Source organism: Bacteroidota bacterium (genome assembly GCA_020161395.1).
Taxonomy (GTDB): Bacteria; Bacteroidota; Ignavibacteria; order Ignavibacteriales; family Ignavibacteriaceae; genus UTCHB3.
Window position 1 is genome coordinate 1 of the sequence record JAIUOE010000012.1, and the last position, 18,406, is coordinate 18,406.

The 18,406-nt window shown below is 44.1% G+C and carries 15 protein-coding genes and 1 CRISPR repeat array (1 of these 16 cut by a window edge); of the genes, 13 read left to right on the forward strand and 2 right to left on the reverse strand.

The window, feature by feature from the left end; translation table 11 throughout:
- The 9 genes from LCH52_14810 to rplI all read left to right on the forward strand — a co-directional run.
- Nucleotides 1–681, forward strand: a 681-nt coding sequence (locus LCH52_14810) for a T9SS type A sorting domain-containing protein (protein ID MCA0389756.1), incomplete at its 5' end; no start/stop codon positions are given.
- 332 nt (nt 682–1,013) lie between these two features.
- Nucleotides 1,014–1,985: a ribose-phosphate pyrophosphokinase gene (locus tag LCH52_14815; GenBank protein ID MCA0389757.1), complete on the forward strand. Its 972-nt coding sequence runs from the start codon at nt 1,014–1,016 to the stop codon at nt 1,983–1,985.
- Nucleotides 1,986–2,005: 20 nt separating this feature from the next.
- Nucleotides 2,006–2,635 (forward strand): 50S ribosomal protein L25, encoded by a 630-nt coding sequence (locus LCH52_14820; GenBank protein ID MCA0389758.1) that lies wholly within the window; start codon nt 2,006–2,008, stop codon nt 2,633–2,635.
- A 2-nt stretch (nt 2,636–2,637) separates the two neighbouring features.
- Entirely contained in the window at nt 2,638–3,225 is a 588-nt protein-coding gene (gene pth / locus LCH52_14825) for an aminoacyl-tRNA hydrolase (protein MCA0389759.1), read from the forward strand.
- A 17-nt stretch (nt 3,226–3,242) separates the two neighbouring features.
- Nucleotides 3,243–5,468 (forward strand): sodium-translocating pyrophosphatase, encoded by a 2,226-nt coding sequence (locus LCH52_14830; GenBank protein ID MCA0389760.1) that lies wholly within the window; start codon nt 3,243–3,245, stop codon nt 5,466–5,468.
- 74 nt (nt 5,469–5,542) lie between these two features.
- Nucleotides 5,543–6,094 (forward strand): 30S ribosomal protein S6, encoded by a 552-nt coding sequence (gene rpsF / locus LCH52_14835; protein ID MCA0389761.1) that lies wholly within the window; start codon nt 5,543–5,545, stop codon nt 6,092–6,094.
- Nucleotides 6,095–6,116: 22 nt separating this feature from the next.
- Nucleotides 6,117–6,590 (forward strand): single-stranded DNA-binding protein, encoded by a 474-nt coding sequence (ssb, locus tag LCH52_14840; protein MCA0389762.1) that lies wholly within the window; start codon nt 6,117–6,119, stop codon nt 6,588–6,590.
- Between the two features lie 47 nt (nt 6,591–6,637).
- Nucleotides 6,638–6,865, forward strand: a complete 228-nt coding sequence (gene rpsR / locus LCH52_14845) for a 30S ribosomal protein S18 (protein MCA0389763.1) — start codon at nt 6,638–6,640, stop codon at nt 6,863–6,865.
- A gap of 18 nt (nt 6,866–6,883) precedes the next feature.
- Complete coding sequence (gene rplI / locus LCH52_14850; protein MCA0389764.1) at nt 6,884–7,333, forward strand: 50S ribosomal protein L9; 450 nt, start codon at nt 6,884–6,886, stop codon at nt 7,331–7,333.
- A 134-nt stretch (nt 7,334–7,467) separates the two neighbouring features.
- On the opposite strand, the gene LCH52_14855 is transcribed toward rplI, so the two are convergent.
- The gene (locus tag LCH52_14855; protein ID MCA0389765.1) at nt 7,468–8,697 is read right to left on the reverse strand and encodes a PEGA domain-containing protein; all 1,230 of its coding nucleotides are present in this window, start codon (nt 8,695–8,697) and stop codon (nt 7,468–7,470) included.
- Nucleotides 8,698–8,789: 92 nt separating this feature from the next.
- Complete coding sequence (locus LCH52_14860) at nt 8,790–9,941, reverse strand: mechanosensitive ion channel family protein (protein MCA0389766.1); 1,152 nt, start codon at nt 9,939–9,941, stop codon at nt 8,790–8,792.
- Nucleotides 9,942–10,006: 65 nt separating this feature from the next.
- Between LCH52_14860 and LCH52_14865 the strand changes: the two genes are divergently transcribed.
- From LCH52_14865 to LCH52_14880, 4 genes are all read left to right on the forward strand, one after another.
- Nucleotides 10,007–11,143: an aminotransferase class V-fold PLP-dependent enzyme gene (locus LCH52_14865; GenBank protein MCA0389767.1), complete on the forward strand. Its 1,137-nt coding sequence runs from the start codon at nt 10,007–10,009 to the stop codon at nt 11,141–11,143.
- A gap of 62 nt (nt 11,144–11,205) precedes the next feature.
- The gene (locus LCH52_14870; protein MCA0389768.1) at nt 11,206–13,023 is read left to right on the forward strand and encodes a tetratricopeptide repeat protein; all 1,818 of its coding nucleotides are present in this window, start codon (nt 11,206–11,208) and stop codon (nt 13,021–13,023) included.
- 6 nt (nt 13,024–13,029) lie between these two features.
- On the forward strand, nt 13,030–14,280 hold the full coding sequence (clpX, locus tag LCH52_14875; protein MCA0389769.1) for an ATP-dependent Clp protease ATP-binding subunit ClpX: 1,251 nt from the start codon (nt 13,030–13,032) through the stop codon (nt 14,278–14,280).
- A gap of 2 nt (nt 14,281–14,282) precedes the next feature.
- Nucleotides 14,283–15,545 (forward strand): asparagine synthetase B, encoded by a 1,263-nt coding sequence (locus LCH52_14880; protein MCA0389770.1) that lies wholly within the window; start codon nt 14,283–14,285, stop codon nt 15,543–15,545.
- A gap of 639 nt (nt 15,546–16,184) precedes the next feature.
- A CRISPR array of direct repeats spans nt 16,185–18,406; the repeat unit is 31 nt; unit sequence ATTTCAATCCCTCATAGGTTCGATTTAAGAC (it continues 12,812 nt past the right edge of the window).

Sequence of the window (18,406 nt, forward strand, 5' to 3'; positions counted from 1 at the left end):
ATTCAGGATTTGATAACCGGTCTCTTAAGGATCAGGCAGACCGGAAATCTCTTTAAAGCAACCACAATGCTCTTAATGAACATTGACACGGAAAACATGGCTACATACAAACAGGAAATCCTGAATGTTGGGAACAACAAGATGAACGGAGCCGGGGATAACAGTGAACTGGTTATGACGATCTACAACAATCTTCTTGAGGAGAAGTACAACCCCGGCGGAGTGATAGATACAGCCGGCAAGGTGGCACCACTGCTTGCATACCTGAACGGGAACCATCCCGGATCGGAATACACGAAGATGGCAAACCTGTTGTTCAGCGAACTGCCGGAAGGTAACCTTACAAACAAACCCATGGTGAAACAACACCCCGGTGGGAACAAGCCGGAAACGGTGGTTTACGAGTACAACCTGTACAACAACTTCCCAAATCCATTTAACCCTGAAACGGTTATTAAATTCTCACTTAAGGAGAAGAGCAGTTTAATGCTAACAGTTTACAGCATCACGGGCCAGAATGTTGCAGAACTTGCCACGGGCGAGATGGAAAAGGGTCTGTATGAGAAGAAATTCAGTGGGATCTCTCACTCATCGGGTGTTTATATATTCAGGCTTCAAGCCCAATCGCTTGAGAGCAAAACAACATATTCCAAAACGATGAAGGCTTTGCTGTTGAAATAAGGCTGAGGGCAGAAGGCTGATCCGCCGCGGCGGACTGAAGTTTGAAGTCAGAAGTTTGATGTTTGAACATCTGAAGATTGAATTCAAGAGGCTGTCACGAAAGGGGCAGTCTTTTTAATGAATCGGTTCACCTGAAAAATTAGTGGGACACAAGTCAGGCAAAAAATTCGCTGCTCCTTCCCGGACTTTATTTTTTTCGATTCCAAAACTAAACCTTTTTCATCTTTGCCACTATTTATTCCTATAGGCTTTAATCATAAATAATTTTCTTGATTTCCTGATCTCTATTCCCTATATTTGTAAGCTATATTTCTTTAAATTTTTGGAACACCATGGATTCCGAAATTAAGGTCTTCTCAGGAAGATCAAATCGTCCGCTTGCCGAAAAAATTGTAAACTATATGGGCAGGCGTTTGGATGTCGATAAACGGCTTGGGGCATTGGAGATCAAAAAGTTCAGCGATGGCGAGATCTGGGTGAAATACGGTGAAAATGTTCGCGGAAGCGATGTTTACCTCGTCCAGTCAACCAACCCCCCTGCTGAAAATTTGATGGAGCTGCTCATAATGCTTGATGCAGCCAAAAGGGCTTCCGCTAAGCGGATCACGGCTATAATTCCATATTTTGGATATGCCCGGCAAGACAGAAAAGATCAGCCGAGAGTGGCAATTACTGCCAAACTCGTTGCAAACCTGATTACTTCTGCAGGTGCCGACCGTGTGATCACAATGGATTTGCATACCCCTCAGATCCAGGGATTCTTTGATATCCCCTTCGATCACCTTTATGGTTCAATTGTATTTTATAACGAGCTAAAGCATCTCAGCAGTAATCTTGCCGTAATTTCGCCAGATGTTGGTGGTATAAAAATGGCAAGAGCCTATGCCAACAAGCTTGACGCATCCCTTGTGGTGAGCGATAAACGCCGACCCACTCAGAATGTCGCCGAGATTGCACATATCATCGGTGATGTCGAAGGTAAGGATGTCCTCATCGTAGATGATCTCATCGATACCGCAGGAACATTCAAGGGAACCGTTGAATCTCTCAAAAAAAGAGGTGCAAACAAAATTTATGCCTCTGTTACACATCCCGTGCTTTCGGGTCCGGCGTGCGACAGAATTCTGGAATCAGATATTGAAAAAATATTTGTCCTCGATACTATCCCACTCGGAGAGGACAAAATCGAAAAATTAGGAAACAAAATTCAGGTACTTAGCGCTTCAGCCATTTTTGGTGAGGCTATATTAAGAATCAACAAACACGAGTCAATCAGTTCTTTATTCGACAAGGATAAGGGATAGTTGCCTTAACGGAGAAACAAATGGAAACAAAGGTTGTAAACGCGTCTGTAAGGACACTTTTCGGAAAATCAGGAAGGAATCAATTAAAGAGCCAAGCTAAAGTACCGGGCATCTTCTACGCTAACAAGACAGAGCCTGTTGCAATAGAAGCACTTGAAAATTCCATAAAACAAATCTACTTCACTTCTAAAAGCTACCTTATCAATCTCGAGATTGAAGGGAAGGAAACTCAGCAGTGCGTGCTTAAAGATGTGCAGGTTGACCCTGTTACCGACAGAATCATCCACTTCGACATGTACGGTCTCACCAAAGGTGAAAAAGTTACTATCGATGTTCCTGTTAAATATGAAGGAAACTCCATCGGCGTCATTCAGGGCGGTCAGCTCCAGATCAATCTTCACAAGCTTACCATTCAGTGCCTGCCAAAAGATCTGCCAAACGCATTTATTGTGGACATTTCACCATTGAAACTCGGACACAGCTTTAATGTCGGCAAATTGAATGTGGAAAATATTACAATTCTTCACCCTGCTGAAACAGTGCTTTGCACCATTACCATTCCTCGCGGTGTTGAAATTCCTGTAGAGACTGAAGAAGAAATGAAAGAGCCCGAGGTTATCTCGAGAGGCAAGGATAAAGACGACGAATAACTTTGAAGATCATTGTTGGGCTGGGGAATCCCGGCAAAAGATATGAGAAAACCCGGCATAACGCGGGTTTTATCTTTCTTGACTCGTTCGCAACTTTGCATTCTTTAAAGTTTTCTCCCTCTAAACATGATTATTACCAGGCACGGGGCTCCATTAACGGGAACCCCTTTCTGCTGGTTAAGCCTGTTACTTATGTAAATTTAAGCGGTAACGCCGTTAAAAGTGTACTCGACGAGTATGGCGCCTCTCCTGAGGAACTGCTCGTTGTCCATGATGAGATCAATCTGATGCCCGGCACCTTCAAAGTCAAAAAAAATGGCGGCGATGGGGGTCATAATGGTATCAGCTCAATTATTTATGCCATCGAAAACGACAACTTCCCGCGAATCCGGATCGGTATTGGTAACTCCTTCCGCCCCGGTGAAATGGCAGATTTCGTTCTTGAACCTTTTACCAAAGAGGAGGAAGAACTTCTGTCAGGCATTATGGAAAGTTGTTTTGTGTTAATGAACAGTTTCGTTGCTTCGGGAGTAAAAGGGCTTCTCGATGCCAACAGTAAAACGATAAATAAAAAAACAAACGGCGAATAATTAATCCGGGAGATTAAATGGAAAAATATATCATCTATATTTTGCCCCTCTTTGGTATTTTAAGTCTGCTCTTCACTTATATGAAGGCAAACTGGATATCCAAACAGGAAGTGGGCACTGAAAAGATGAGCCGCATTTCAGGATACATAGCAGAAGGTGCGATGGCTTTCCTGAAGGCGGAGTACAGAGTACTGGCAATTTTTGTTGCTATTGTAGCTGTCCTGCTGGCTGTAACCGCCAATATGAAAGAAGACTCGCATCCGCTGGTTGCTGTTTCTTTCGTTTTGGGAGCTTTTTGCTCGGCACTTGCAGGCTTTATTGGCATGAGAGCCGCTACAAAAGCAAATGTAAGAACAACTAATGCAGCACGGAAAAGTCTCGGTGCAGCACTAAACATCGCTTTCACCGGAGGCTCTGTCATGGGGCTGGGTGTTGTGGGTCTTGGCGTTTTGGGTCTTGGTTTGCTTTTAGCCATCTACTCGCAGTTATGGCTGCCACAGGATGTTTTTGCTGACAAGGCAAATCTCGCAAACGCTGTAAGTAAAGTAATTACTGTTATCACGGGATTTTCGTTCGGCGCCTCTTCGATTGCCCTTTTCGCAAGAGTCGGCGGTGGAATCTACACTAAAGCAGCCGATGTCGGCGCTGACCTTGTCGGGAAAGTGGAAGCAGGTATCCCTGAAGATCATCCGCTTAACCCCGCTACTATTGCTGACAATGTCGGTGATAATGTCGGTGATGTCGCCGGTATGGGTGCAGATCTTTTTGAAAGTTATGTCGGTGCTATAGTGGGAACCATGGTTCTCGGCGCCGCTTTTATCCCGGTTCAGACTTTTTCTGAACATTTTGGGGGACTTGGTGCAGTGCTTTTGCCTTTGGCAATTGCCGCCCTCGGAATTGTGATGTCAATCATTGGTACCTATTTTGTTAAGGTAAAAGAGGGCGGAAACCCTCAAAAAGCTCTTAACACGGGTGAATTTTTATCTTCGTTCTTTACAATAATCGGTCTTTGGTTCCTGATCCAGTATATGCTGCCGGGTTCATGGTCTTATAACGACCCCCTCTACGGTCAGGTAAGGGAATACACTTCCAACGGAGTATTCATTGCGACTGTTATCGGTCTTGTTTCCGGACTTTTGATCGGACTTGTAACCGAATATTACACAGGTACCGGTAAAGGTCCTGTTATGAATATTGTCCGTCAGTCGATGACAGGAACTGCAACCAACATTATAGCCGGACTTAGTACCGGTATGATGTCAACAGCAATCCCGATTATCATCATAGCTTTTGCTATTGTGGTTTCTTTCGAACTCGCGGGCCTTTATGGTATCGCAATTTCAGCTGTGGGTATGCTCTCCAATCTTGGAATCCAGCTCGCTGTCGATGCTTACGGTCCGATTTCCGATAACGCAGGCGGTATCGCACAAATGGCTGATCTGCCAAAGGAAGTGAGAGAAAGAACCGATAAACTTGATGCTGTAGGTAACACCACAGCAGCAATCGGTAAAGGTTTTGCAATCGGTTCTGCAGCACTTACAGCTCTGGCTTTGTTTGGTGCTTTTATGACCGCTGCAGATTTGAAGGTAATTGATATTTCGAAGGCAAAGGTTATCGCAGGCCTGTTCCTCGGCGGTGCTGTTCCATTCCTCTTCTCGGCTATGGCTATGATGGCGGTTGGTAAGGCTGCCATGTCGATGATCGAAGAGGTAAGAAGACAGTTTGCTTCGATTCCCGAGTTGAAAGCCGCACTTAATGTGATGCGTAAAAACGACGGAAAAGAAAGAGACACATGGTCGAAGGCTGACCAGGATACTTTTGACTCGGCAGAGGGGAAGGCAGAGTACGGAAAATGCGTTGAGATTTCAACAGCTTCCGCCATCAAACAGATGGTACTACCAAGCCTGCTCGCAGTTATTGTTCCGGTGCTTACCGGCTTCCTTGGCGGTCCCGAAATGCTCGGTGGCTTGCTTGCAGGTGTAACGGTAACAGGCGTTCTGATGGCAATTTTCCAGTCGAACGCAGGTGGAGCATGGGATAACGCAAAGAAAATGTTTGAAGAAGGCGTTGAATACAACGGTCAAATGTATTACAAAGGTTCTGATCCGCATAAAGCCGCTGTTGTTGGCGACACTGTTGGCGATCCGTTCAAGGATACCTCCGGTCCGTCACTCAACATCCTCATCAAATTGATGTCGGTTGTGGCTTTGGTTATCGCACCATTGATTAAGGTAATCAAATAATTTTTTTATTGTTCATTTATTTATTAACCCTACCCGGTTTCCCAAAACCGGGTCATTGCCCATAGGGAGGATTCTTGAGAAGAAATCACTATGAAACAGCCGTAATTATTAATGCGGCTTTGGATGACGAACAGATCGAAGCCGAATTGGTGAAGATCAGCGGTATAATCACCGATGGTGGTGGCGTTATATCGGAAACTGAAAAGTGGGGCAGGAAAAGACTTGCTTACACTATCAACAAAAACAGAATTGGCTACTATGTTATCTACAGGTTCGAAGCACCCGTGGATCTCATCGCAGAATTCGAAAGACTTCTTAAAATTGATGAGGCTGTTGTAAGGTTCCTTACCATCAGACTCGAAAAAGAGGCTCTCGAATATTTTGCAAACAGAAAAACCGAAGCTGAAGCTGCTGAACTTGAAGCAGTCGAATTTGAAGTGGTGGCTGATGATGAAGCAGATGTAATTGAAACCGAAGCTGATGAAGCAGAGGTCGAAGTTGAAGCTGAACCCGTTGCGGTTGTAGAGGAGCCGGTGGCTGAACCAGTCGTCGAAACTCCCGTTATTGAAGCAGCAGAAGAAGTTGTAGCAGAGAAGACAGACGATACCGGCGAACAGTCGAAGTAGATATGAACAGAGGAGATTAATTATGGCTGAGTTGAAGATGCCGGAAATTAACTATGTGGTTATTGCCGGTAATTTAACAAAAGACCCTGTTTACAGGCACACTACCAATGGTACACCTGTAGTCAATTTTACCATCGCATCCAACAGAAAATTTAAGGATTCCGGAAGCCAGTGGCAGGAAGATGTCTGTTTCGTTGGAATTGTCGCTTGGAACAAACTGGCTGAAAGTTGCCGTGAGCGTGTAAGAAAGGGATCAGCCGTACTCGTCGATGGTGAACTGCAATCCAGAACCTGGAGAGGTGAAGATGGCAGCAGCCGCAGTATCGTTGAAATCAAAGCAAGACGGATTCAATTCCTTAATAAACGATTTAAACCGACCGGTGAAGAGGTCTATGAAGAAGCCATTTCTGATTATGACGACGACTCTGCCGGTTACACATCCGATTCTTTCGACAAGTTCCTTACTCAAGAAGAATCTAAACTTATTAAAGAGTAATTATGATACATAACAACAACAATAACTTTAGCAACAACAGAAACAAAATGCGTATGTTGAAGCCCAACAAAGTCTGCAGATTTACTCAGATGGGCATCAAATACATCGATTACAAAGATGTAAAACTCCTCCAGAAATTCGTTACCGAACAGGGAAAAATTATCCCTAAACGAATCACCGGTACATGCGCTAAATATCACCGCCAATTAACAACTGCTATCAAAAGAGCAAGACACATGGCAATTCTGCCTTATGTCGCTGATTCTTTGAAATAACCAACAGGAGAAGTGATCATGAAAGTAATATTAAGACAAAATATCGATTCTCTTGGAAAGGTTGGCGATACCATCGATGTAAACGAAGGCTACGCTCTCAACTACCTCATCCCAAAAAAATATGCCTACGCTGCCCTCAAAGGCAACCTTAGAGCAATTGAAGATGAGAAAAAACTTATTGTTAAGAGAAGAGAAAAAGAAGTTGCCGCTGCTACACAGCTCGCTACTGCCATCGAAAATGTGAAAATTGAACTCACCGTTCAAGCCGGCGAAGAAGACAAACTCTTCGGATCCGTTACTTCACAGATGATTGCTGACGGTTTGAAAGAAAAAGGATTCGACCTCGACAAAAGATCAATCGAACTCCACGAACCTATCAAAGCTCTCGGCATCTACGATGTACCCGTGAAACTTCACTCATCCGTAACCGCAAAGATCAAAGTCTTTGTTGTGAAAGAACAAAACTGATAATTAGTTATGACTTATGACTTATTAGTTATGAGTTTTTGATTAAAGTCATCAGTAACTGCTGAAATAATTAAGCCCCGTCAGAAATGCCGGGGCTTTTTAATTAATAACTCATAATTCAAAACTAATAACTACTATTCCTTCCCTCCAACATAAAAGTTAAGTCCACCTGCGCCGATCCACTTGTTTTCATTTCTGTCGATTGCGATGGAGAGGGCAGAATTGTCTTTTATCCCCGAGTTTGCGGTGGTATATCGTTTGAATTTACCGTGAGTGAGGAAGAAAACTCCTGCATCGGCTGTTGAAACCCATACATTTCCGAGATTTGAAACTGCTATACCGGAGACGATCGAACCGGTTATTCCCGAATTTCCGGGAGTGTAATTCGTGAAATACTTACCGTTGAATGATGAAACACCTACCGGGGAGACTGCTCCAATGTACCCGATCCAAAGGTCACCTTTCTGATCGATTACTATTCTGTTTACGAACTGACCGGGAATGTTCGAGGTAACTGTGTTGTAAATTGTCCAGTTGCCAGTCGCCTGCGACAATAGGGCTATTCCCTCGCCGTGGGTACCACAGAAAACATTTCCAACACCATCGGATTTAACAGCATTAATCCTGTTGGTTGGCAGTCCGCTGTTGCCTGAATTATAAACTTTGAATGATACTCCGTCAAACTTCACGAGACCGGCAGTATATGTGCCGAGCCAGACATTTCCGTAGATATCAATATCTACCGAGTTGATGTAGTTATCAGGAAGGTTGCTGTTCGCTTTGTTAAAAACAGTCCATACACCATTGTCGTATCTGCCGAAGCCCTCTGTAGTGGCTACCCAGATTCTGTTTTGCTTCTCGATCACAAAATCTAGAATGTAATTGTCGGGTATCCCGGAGTTGGAGCGATCGAAGATGGTCCAAGCCTGCCCGTCATACTTTACAAGTCCCTTCCCGTTGGTAGCGAGCCATTTGTTGTCCTGATAATCAATCAGAATTTTATTGATTGTGTTCATCGGCAGTGGTGAATTGGAAGAGTTCCAGTTTTGCCACCAGTCGGCGGGATTTTCTTTCATCTCCAAAGCCATTGTATCCTGCTGGTCACGGGCAACAAGCGTATAGAAAGTGGTGTCCACATATTTGCTCAACTTCAGATCAATTTTATAGAATCCCGGCTCGAGCCCTTCAAGTACAGTTGGCGTGGTTTTCCCCGTATTTTTGTTGTTGAAGAAGACAACAGCACCCTGAGGTTGTGAAACAACAGTAAGACTGCTGAATTTCAAACCCGGAAGCACCGGTGGCTCTTCCTCACACCCGGCGAAGAAAACCGTGAGAAGCAGAAGGAAAAAGAGTGATTTACGCATTCGATCTTTGTTATTGAACGATTATTGACTGATTAATCCACTTGCTGAAAAAGAGATTCCAACAGGTTACAATTTACGAATTTTTTTTTACTTTAAAAGCTCCCAGATTGCCTCTGATAGAGAACTATCTTAAAATAGTGCGATGAAGCTATAATGTGTTCCAAAATCTGTGCCTGAAAATCCTCGTATTTCAGAAATGTGGTCTCTGATGTGAATGCATATATCTCCAAAGGAATTCCCGATTCCACGGGCTGAAGAAGTCTGGCAGAGATATTCAGATCACCCCTTATTTTTTCCTGACGGAGCAGGAACCACCTGATGTAGTTTCTGAACAGCATAAGATTGGTAACATCTATCTCCTTCGAGCCCAGATATGCGTCACTCATCAAAAACTCGTCGAGAAATGGTTTAATTCCCTCTTTTTCGTTGAGTGAAGCGAGTATTTCCGTATCAACACCCCTCACCGATGAGACATCTATTATCAGAGATCTCTTGATCCGGCGGGCGTTCAATTCCTGTATCCGTCTCCAGTTTTTGTATCCCACTTCCATAAGTTTGTAGGTCGGAATAATGGAGATGGTGTTGTCGCCGTTTTGAACCTTTATTGTATGGAGCGAAATGTCGGTTACCGAGCCATCCGCACCAAATGCCGGCACCTCTATCCAGTCCCCTTTTTCCACCAGATCATAGGAGTTTATCTGAATATTAACAATAAATGAAAGAATTGTATCCCTGAATACCAGCATCAGGATGGCAGTCAGAGCACTCAGTCCGGTAAGAATCGACCAGGGGCTCTGGTCCGTGAAAATACCGGCAATCACCACCAATGCCCAAAATCCAATCACTATCTTGATAATCTGGAGATACCCCTTCACTGGTTTTCTGTTCAGATTTTCATTTTTCTCGTAAATTTCAATCAGTGCATCAATCGCAGAAAACACGATCAGTGTGGCAAGTATCGAATACCAGACATAGAGGAAAGTTTTTACTTCGGCTGTATTTCCGCCAAGCAGGTAGGCAAACCTGTTCGCCACTATTGTGGGAAGAATAAAGATTGCCCGGCGGACAAATTTTTTGTTCAGTATAACATCGTCAAACTTTGTCGCTGTCTTTCTGACAAGTTTGCTCACCACTTTAATTGCAACTGCCTGCAGAATCGACCATGCGATTATTGCGACAGCCAGTATGCCAATGTATAAAAAAAGATTTTTGTCAGCCACACTGAAGTCTAAAAACTCCGGCATTTCATCTCCATTTCGTATCTTTGCTGTTTGGATCAGAATATAATAATACAGGAACAACAAAAATAATGAAGTCCATCTTCTTTTTACGCGAAAATGTCATATTTCTCAACCATGGTTCCTTCGGTGCTTGTCCCATGCCCGTTATGAAGGAATACCAGACGAGACAAATAGAACTCGAGCAACAACCCGTCGAGTTCATGGACAGAAGGCACGACGAGCTTCTTTCCTCAGCCAGAGGCTGCCTCGCCGGTTATCTGGGATGTGAAAAAGATGACATCGTATATGTTTCAAATGCGACCACCGGAGTAAATTCGGTCGCAAGGTCGCTCCCCCTTAAACCGGGTGATGAAGTGTTGATCAGCGATCAGGAATACGGTGCCCTCGAAAAGATGTGGAAATTCAGATGTGAAGAAACGGGTTCAAAACTCGTGAAAGCCACAATCCCTCTTCCTGTAACAAAAAGTTCAGAAATTCGTGACGCAATGCTTTCGGCTGTTACACCCGCAACAAAAGTTGTATTCATCAGCCACATTACCTCGGCGACCGCTCTTATTTTTCCCGTAAAAGAGATTGTGGATGCACTCCGCGGGAAAAATATTTATACGGTTATAGATGCCGCGCATGCTCCCGGACAAATACCTGTGAATATAAGCGAAATTGATCCTGATTTTTACACCGGCAACTGCCACAAATGGATGATGGCTCCCAAGGGAACCGCTTTCCTCTATGCGAGAAAGGATATGCAACACCTTCTCGTTCCATCGGTAATAAGCTGGGGAATGACTCACAAAGAACCGACTTCTTCCCGGTTCATCGACGAGTTCGAATATCAGGGCACCCGCGACATCTCCGGGTTCCTCGCAGTTCCTGCCGCAATCAAATTTATGAAGTTTCACGACTGGGAACAAATCTCTCTTAAATGCCACAAACTCGTCCTCGAAACGAAGGAAAGAATGGAGCAGATTAAAGGGATGGAGAGCATTTATCCCTCAGACAGTTCACTTATCAAACAAATGGCTTCGGTAAAACTTCCGAAATCAGCCCCCGAAGACCTGAAGCAAAAGCTTTACGATGAGTTCAATATCGAGATTCCTGTATTCAGCCATAATGGTGAAAGATTCATCAGGGTTTCGATCAACGGCTATAACACACTCGGCGACCTTGACAAACTAATAGAGGCGCTTCACCATTTCCTCGATTAGGAAACCATTTTGCTCTGTTTGTTGTCTAATATTTAAAGAATCCATTAATTAACGGGAATTTTTTGCGTCTCCTGATCATTCTTACCCTTTTTGCTATCACGATTTTTGCCCAGCCGGGTGATATTGGCAATAAAATTATGCTCGCCCAGCAGTTTGAGCAGTTGAACCAGTTCGAAAAAGCAAAAACCATATATCTTGATCTCTATAAAGTGAATCCCGGTGATTACATGTTGCTCGAGTCGGTAGTCAGAGTCTGCAACCGTCTGAAGCAGTTTGACGAGTCCCTCACCTGGCTAAACAAATGGAACGAACGCTCCCCTGGTGACATCAACGGTGTGAACCTCACAGGGAAAACCCTCTTCCTCTCCGGCAAAGAGAAAGATGCTCTTGACCTGTGGCATGGATTCCTCAAAAATGCCGGTTACGATATAAATTACACCAAAATACTCGCCTACTCCGCCATTGAAGTGAAGGGCTTCGAAACAGCGATCTCCCTCCTCGAAAAAGGGAAGGAAGTGTCGGGCAAACCAATTTACTTCCTCCTCGACCTCGGTTATCTCTACGGGTATGTAATGCAGTTCGACAAAGCTGCAGAAGCATATGTTGAATTGCTCCAACTCGAACCGGGGCAGGCGGGCCAAATTGAAGGAAGAATTAAAGCCACCTCCAATAACCCCGATGCTGTTAAGGAATATATCAAAGCTTTCGAGAAAGTTGACGACCCGGGTGAGGCTGCTCTCCGCGTCCTCTTCTCTCTCTATATCGACCAAAGAATGTTCGAAAAAGGGCTTCAAACTGCCCTGAAACTCGAATCTTTTGGCAGGGAAAACGGAGTCTCCCTCTTCAAACTCGGTGAGGAGTCCTTTTATGCGGGTGACTACCCCTCGGCAGTTACTGCCTATTCGACACTTCTCGAAAAATACCCCGGAAGACCCGATAAACCCGTCATCAATCTGAATCTCGTGAAAGCTCTCGAGGAACTTCTAAATCTGAAATACCTTGAGTTGAACCCGGAATGGAAACCGTACGACAGGGAAATTCTGCCTCCAAAAAGTGAATATGAAAAGGTAATCGGTAAATACAGCGAAATAATTTCCACATTCAAAAATTCTGAAACAGCCTCCGAAGCCATCTTCAGAACCGGCTATCTCTGGTTCAAGTTGAAGGATTATGACGAAGCTGAATCATTCTTCGATAAGCTGATTGAAGAGAGACCAAACTCACAGTTTACAGCAAATTGCAGGTTATATAAGGGACTGATTGCCATCAGAAAAGGTGAACCCGCACAGGCTGAACACGCATTCAAGGCGGCAATCACCTCTTTCACTACCGATCCCGATGTAAAAAACAGGGCAAAATTCAATCTGATGATGTGCAGTCTTTTTAAGAATGATATCCCTGCCACCACTTCACTTCTTGCCGAAATTTTAAGCGTGCCCTCGGATAATCTTGCGAACGACGCCCTCGAACTTTCCCCTCTCCTCAATAAAAACATGGCAGACTCACTCTCCTTAATAGCTTTCGCAAAAGGGGAAGAGGAGATCATGAAGGGAAATCTTGAGGAAGCTTATAAGATTTTCTCCGGTCTTGCAGCCGCCAATTCAAAAATCGTCGCATCTGTTGCTGTTTTTCGCACTGCGGAACTTGCAGCCTCTCTCGACCGTTACGATGACGCCATATCTGTCATCAATCAATCCGTCAAGGATCCAATGAACATATATGCGGATAAATCGTTATTTTTACAGGGAGAAATTTATAATTTTGGTAAAAAGGATATCCCAAAAGCTATCGCAGCTTATGAACAAATCCTCATAAACTTCCCAAAGTCCATCTTGTACGATAAAGCCAGGGAAACTATCTTGTCAATTAAAACCAACTGAGAAAATATGTCCAAAAGACTTTCAGAAAAAAATGCCAGGTGCTCTTTCTGCGGAAGAGACTCAGGCGAAGTCAGCCTTATTGCCGGTCCCGATGTTTACATTTGCGAAGTTTGCGTTGAAAGCAGCGTCGAAATTCTCCGCTCAAATATCAGCGCTGTTAGACCGAAACAAAAAAAATCGATGGATGTCACCCCGAGATTCATCTTCGACACACTCGGTGAACATGTAATCGGTCAGGAAAGAGCCAAGAAAACTCTCGCCGTCGCCGTCTACAACCATTATAAAAGAGTGAATCAGATGGATTCATTCATGACCCTGAGCGATGTCGAAATAGAAAAAAGCAACATTATGCTCATCGGACCTACAGGGACAGGCAAAACCCTGCTCGCAAAAACACTCTCAAAAATCCTCGATGTCCCTTTTGCAATTGCGGATGCAACCACCATAACCGAGGCAGGATATGTCGGTGATGATGTCGAGACTGTGCTCGTCCACCTCCTTCAGGCTTCCGACTACAATCTCGAAAAAGCACAGCGTGGCATAGTTTACATCGATGAAATCGACAAAATTGCCCGCAAAAGCGAAGGTTCATCCATAACCCGTGATGTGTCGGGCGAAGGTGTACAGCAGGCACTTCTTAAAATTCTCGAAGGAACTGTTGCCGGTGTCCCTCCAAAAGGCGGAAGAAAACACCCCGAACAAAGCCTTATTTATGTAAACACAAAAAACATCCTTTTTATCGTTGGCGGTGCTTTCGAGGGAATTGAAAAGATTATCTCGAACAGAATAAACCAGAGCAAAATGGGATTTGGTGCCGACGCCATCAGCACAGATCACCTCTCCGACGATGACCTGATCGGCATGGTAAAACCCGAGGACCTGCTGCGGTTCGGACTTATCCCCGAACTTATCGGAAGAATTCCCGTTCTCGCCCCACTTCACTCATTGAGTAAAGAGGCTCTCTCGAGCATACTGCTCGAACCGAAAAATGCCATTCTGAAGCAGTATAAAAAGATTTTTGCCCTCGAAGATGTGGAACTTGAATTCGATCCGTTCGCTATTGACGCAATTGTCCAAAAGGCAATCGAGAGAAAAACAGGCGCCCGTGCCCTCCGCTCAATCGTCGAAGAGTTTATGGTTGATATCATGTTCGACCTCCCCGAAAAAAAGGAAATCGGCAGATGCATCATCACCCGCGATGTGGTGATGGATGGTGCTGAACCAATTTACCTCGAAAGAGAAAAGAAATCAGCCTGATAATGTCAAGGCGTTTCCCGTTTCTGTTTTTTATCCTCTTGCTTTGGGCGAATACACTTCCCCAAAGCAAGATTCTCATCCCCATGGATCTCGCCCAGACCGACCATCTGAAAGCATACGGAGTTACTTATCGTGCACTTGCCAAAGGTTATACTGCCGACTGGCTACTCAACTACCGGGGTGGTTCCTTTGCGATCGATAAATCTGATGAAGTGCTGCTCGACTGCCGTCTGCAGGGTGTGGCTTTTGAAGTGCTTGATCCCGGTGCCGCAGTCGAAATTTACTCGTTTGTGCAGCAGGAAGACCAGAACATGGATGTCGTAAGAATGGAAAAGGCGCCCAAAGTGGCGGTTTATGTACCTCCCGGCTTCCATCCCTGGGACGATGCCGTTACCCTCGCACTCGAATACTCGGGTATCCCCTACGACAAATTCTGGAATGAGGAGATTTTAAAGGGTGACCTCTCAAAATATGACTGGCTCCACCTCCACCATGAAGATTTTACGGGACAGTACGGTAAATTTTACGCCAGCTACGCAAATGCTCCCTGGTACATCGAAACCCAAAGAAGATATGAAGCCGATGCCAAAAGACTGGGCTATGGCAAGGTCTCAAAAATGATGCTCGATGTCGCCAAAGGGATAAAAAGTTTTGTGGCTTCAGGAGGGTTCCTCTTTGCAATGTGTTCAGCGACCGATTCCTACGATATCGCACTCTCCGCCGAGGGTACTGACATCGCCGCTCAAATGTTCGACGGAGACGCTGCAGACCCCCAGGCACAATCGAAACTCAACTACAGCACCACACTCGCATTCACAGATTTTATTCTTGAACAAAATCCGTATGTTTACGAGTACAGCGACATTGACATCCAGCCAACCGAGATTCTCGACTTCGGAAATGACTATTTCACCCTGTTCGAGTTCTCCGCTAAATACGACCCCATTCCCACAATGCTAACGCAGTGCCACACGAATGTGGTCAAAGGATTTATGGGACAAACCACCATGTTCAGAAGAAACCGTGTGAAAAAATCGATCATCGTCCTCGGTGAAAGAAAAGATACCGACCAGCTCAAATACCTCCACGGCACTTTCGGCAGAGGCTTCTTCACCTTCTACGGCGGTCACGACCCCGAAGACTACCAGCACGCCGTCTCAGATCCTCCGACCGACCTCAACCTCTTCAAAAACTCCCCGGGCTACCGCCTCATTCTGAACAATATCCTCTTCCCCGCAGCCAAAAAGAAAAAACAAAAAACCTGAGAATTTAGGTATTAGGTATCAGGATTTATTTTTTTTCGATTTGCTTTGATTTGAGGCTAAATTCGGGTAAAATCAATAAAATAACATAGCAAAATTTCATTCTTGGAAAAGGAGAGACAATCGTCCTCGATTGTCCCACCGCCAAATTCAATTTATGGGGAAACTCGCCCGGGCGAGTGGCATGTTCATAGATAAATTCCGACACCCAACTCTAAAAGGGCCCTTGCGGCGACATATTTTTAGCTATCAACTTTGAACTATGATCTATGAGCTGCTAAAAAAGAGCCCTTGCGGCGAAATGTGGGTAGAAACTTGGCAACCCCAAACAAAAATACCTCCAAGAAATCCCGGAAAACTCGCCTGGGCGAGTGACATGTTCGTAGAAACATCCGACAGCCAATCCCCCAAAAGCCCTTGTGGCGACATATTTTTAGCTATTAACTTTGAACTATGATCTATGAGCTGCTAAAAAAGAGCCCTTGCGGCGAAATGTGGGTAGAAACTTGGCAACCCCAACCAAAAATACCTCCAAGAAATCCCGGAAAACTCGCCTGGGCGAGTGACATGTTCGTAGAAACATCCGACAGCCAATCCCCCAAAAGCCCTTGTGACGATATTTGGAAAGATTTTGTGCTTTGCTTTTGAATCCCTCATAGGTTCGATTTAAGACAGTGATATTGCATATCGTAAATTAAAAATTGAAAAATATTTCAATCCCTCATAGGTTCGATTTAAGACCTGGAAAGCCTTGAACGGTGTTTATTTTGTTTTTAAATTTCAATCCCTCATAGGTTCGATTTAAGACCATGCAACCGGAATTGGAATGAATCTGGCAGAGGATGCATTTCAATCCCTCATAGGTTCGATTTAAGACGGATGTAAGGCATACAGAATTATTACGGGTTACGAGTATTTCAATCCCTCATAGGTTCGATTTAAGACTACATGAAACAGCAGGCTTCTTTAAAACGGCAGTTAGATTTCAATCCCTCATAGGTTCGATTTAAGACTTCTTTCTTGCGGGTCTTTGCAATTCTGCAATGGATTATTTCAATCCCTCATAGGTTCGATTTAAGACCCTTTGGATATTTGCTTCCATTTCTCTACCTGTTTACTTATTTCAATCCCTCATAGGTTCGATTTAAGACAAAGTGGCTCTCAAGTTTCTTCGAGGAGGTAAAGATATTTCAATCCCTCATAGGTTCGATTTAAGACCCCGCAGGCAAAGGAATTCAGGAGAGAGAAGAAACAATTTCAATCCCTCATAGGTTCGATTTAAGACCTTTAACTGACCCTCGACCTCACCTTGCTTCTTTGATTTCAATCCCTCATAGGTTCGATTTAAGACCTTTTGTGCTGGTGTTGGTTTTTGGGTTTATCCAGTATTTCAATCCCTCATAGGTTCGATTTAAGACCTTCGATCAGAGTGGCAGGCACAACCTATCCTGCAATATTTCAATCCCTCATAGGTTCGATTTAAGACAAGGATTCTTCCCGTTTTGACACCACGATAACAAAGGAATTTCAATCCCTCATAGGTTCGATTTAAGACTTATCGTCCGTAAATGTTATGGTTCGGGTTTCAAGGTATTTCAATCCCTCATAGGTTCGATTTAAGACGTGGAGAAGACCCGGGACACCGAGACCAAACGAATTAAATTTCAATCCCTCATAGGTTCGATTTAAGACATGGAAACCCGGTGAACAACAGTACCGGTAATCCGTATTTCAATCCCTCATAGGTTCGATTTAAGACTCAGTTATCGTTTTATGGAAAAGGTCTATGAAAAAGAATTTCAATCCCTCATAGGTTCGATTTAAGACCGATGTACTACCACTTTCAGTTGTTGAATATGTACCTATTTCAATCCCTCATAGGTTCGATTTAAGACCTGGAATATATCGGCCTCTGCCCGGGCAAACACCAATCTATTTCAATCCCTCATAGGTTCGATTTAAGACGTTCTTATAGAGAGTTGCAAACTTGTATTAATACTGGATTTCAATCCCTCATAGGTTCGATTTAAGACTCGATTTCTTGAGCGCTTTCTTTGCGCCAATTACATATTTCAATCCCTCATAGGTTCGATTTAAGACAAATCCGGGAGAAGAATCTGCGCCCGTTTTCGAAACATTTCAATCCCTCATAGGTTCGATTTAAGACACACCGCCACAGGGCTTAAATCAAGAGCAGGAAGAGCATTTCAATCCCTCATAGGTTCGATTTAAGACTTAAGTTCTTCCAGTTCATCTTCCTTTTTCCTCCTTATTTCAATCCCTCATAGGTTCGATTTAAGACCCCGTCCCTTCTGGATGTATCAGGCGGTAGAAGAATTTCAATCCCTCATAGGTTCGATTTAAGACCTGAGCTATTTAAATTTGTTCTGCAGGTTGTATTTGCATTTCAATCCCTCATAGGTTCGATTTAAGACACAAAGCTGTATTTGAGATCAGACCGTTAGCATTATATTTCAATCCCTCATAGGTTCGATTTAAGACGACAGATCTCTCACTTTCGGAGCCTGGTTCAAAGAATTTCAATCCCTCATAGGTTCGATTTAAGACAAGAATGTTACTTTCCGTTTTTCCACAGAGACGGCATTTCAATCCCTCATAGGTTCGATTTAAGACGCGAGATCATACTCACCTCTCCTTGGCTCTCCCTCGTATTTCAATCCCTCATAGGTTCGATTTAAGACCCCAAGTTGCAGGTGTAGATGGGTGAGTTTTGATCCATTTCAATCCCTCATAGGTTCGATTTAAGACCACCCTGACATGGATTGACATATCCGAACATCTTGCATTTCAATCCCTCATAGGTTCGATTTAAGACAATTGTTTACTGTTTGGCGTGTCACAGT

Bases quoted from the DNA above. Each gene is read 5' to 3' on its own strand.
- LCH52_14815 (MCA0389757.1), top strand. From the start codon at position 1,014: ATGGATTCCGAAATTAAGGTCTTCTCAGGAAGATCAAATCGTCCGCTT.
- LCH52_14820 (MCA0389758.1), top strand. From the start codon at position 2,006: ATGGAAACAAAGGTTGTAAACGCGTCTGTAAGGACACTTTTCGGAAAA.
- LCH52_14830 (MCA0389760.1), top strand. From the start codon at position 3,243: ATGGAAAAATATATCATCTATATTTTGCCCCTCTTTGGTATTTTAAGT.
- ssb (MCA0389762.1), top strand. From the start codon at position 6,117: ATGGCTGAGTTGAAGATGCCGGAAATTAACTATGTGGTTATTGCCGGT.
- rpsR (MCA0389763.1), top strand. From the start codon at position 6,638: ATGCGTATGTTGAAGCCCAACAAAGTCTGCAGATTTACTCAGATGGGC.
- rplI (MCA0389764.1), top strand. From the start codon at position 6,884: ATGAAAGTAATATTAAGACAAAATATCGATTCTCTTGGAAAGGTTGGC.
- LCH52_14855 (MCA0389765.1), bottom strand. From the start codon at position 8,697: ATGCGTAAATCACTCTTTTTCCTTCTGCTTCTCACGGTTTTCTTCGCC.
- LCH52_14860 (MCA0389766.1), bottom strand. From the start codon at position 9,941: ATGCCGGAGTTTTTAGACTTCAGTGTGGCTGACAAAAATCTTTTTTTA.
- LCH52_14865 (MCA0389767.1), top strand. From the start codon at position 10,007: ATGAAGTCCATCTTCTTTTTACGCGAAAATGTCATATTTCTCAACCAT.
- clpX (MCA0389769.1), top strand. From the start codon at position 13,030: ATGTCCAAAAGACTTTCAGAAAAAAATGCCAGGTGCTCTTTCTGCGGA.
- LCH52_14880 (MCA0389770.1), top strand. From the start codon at position 14,283: ATGTCAAGGCGTTTCCCGTTTCTGTTTTTTATCCTCTTGCTTTGGGCG.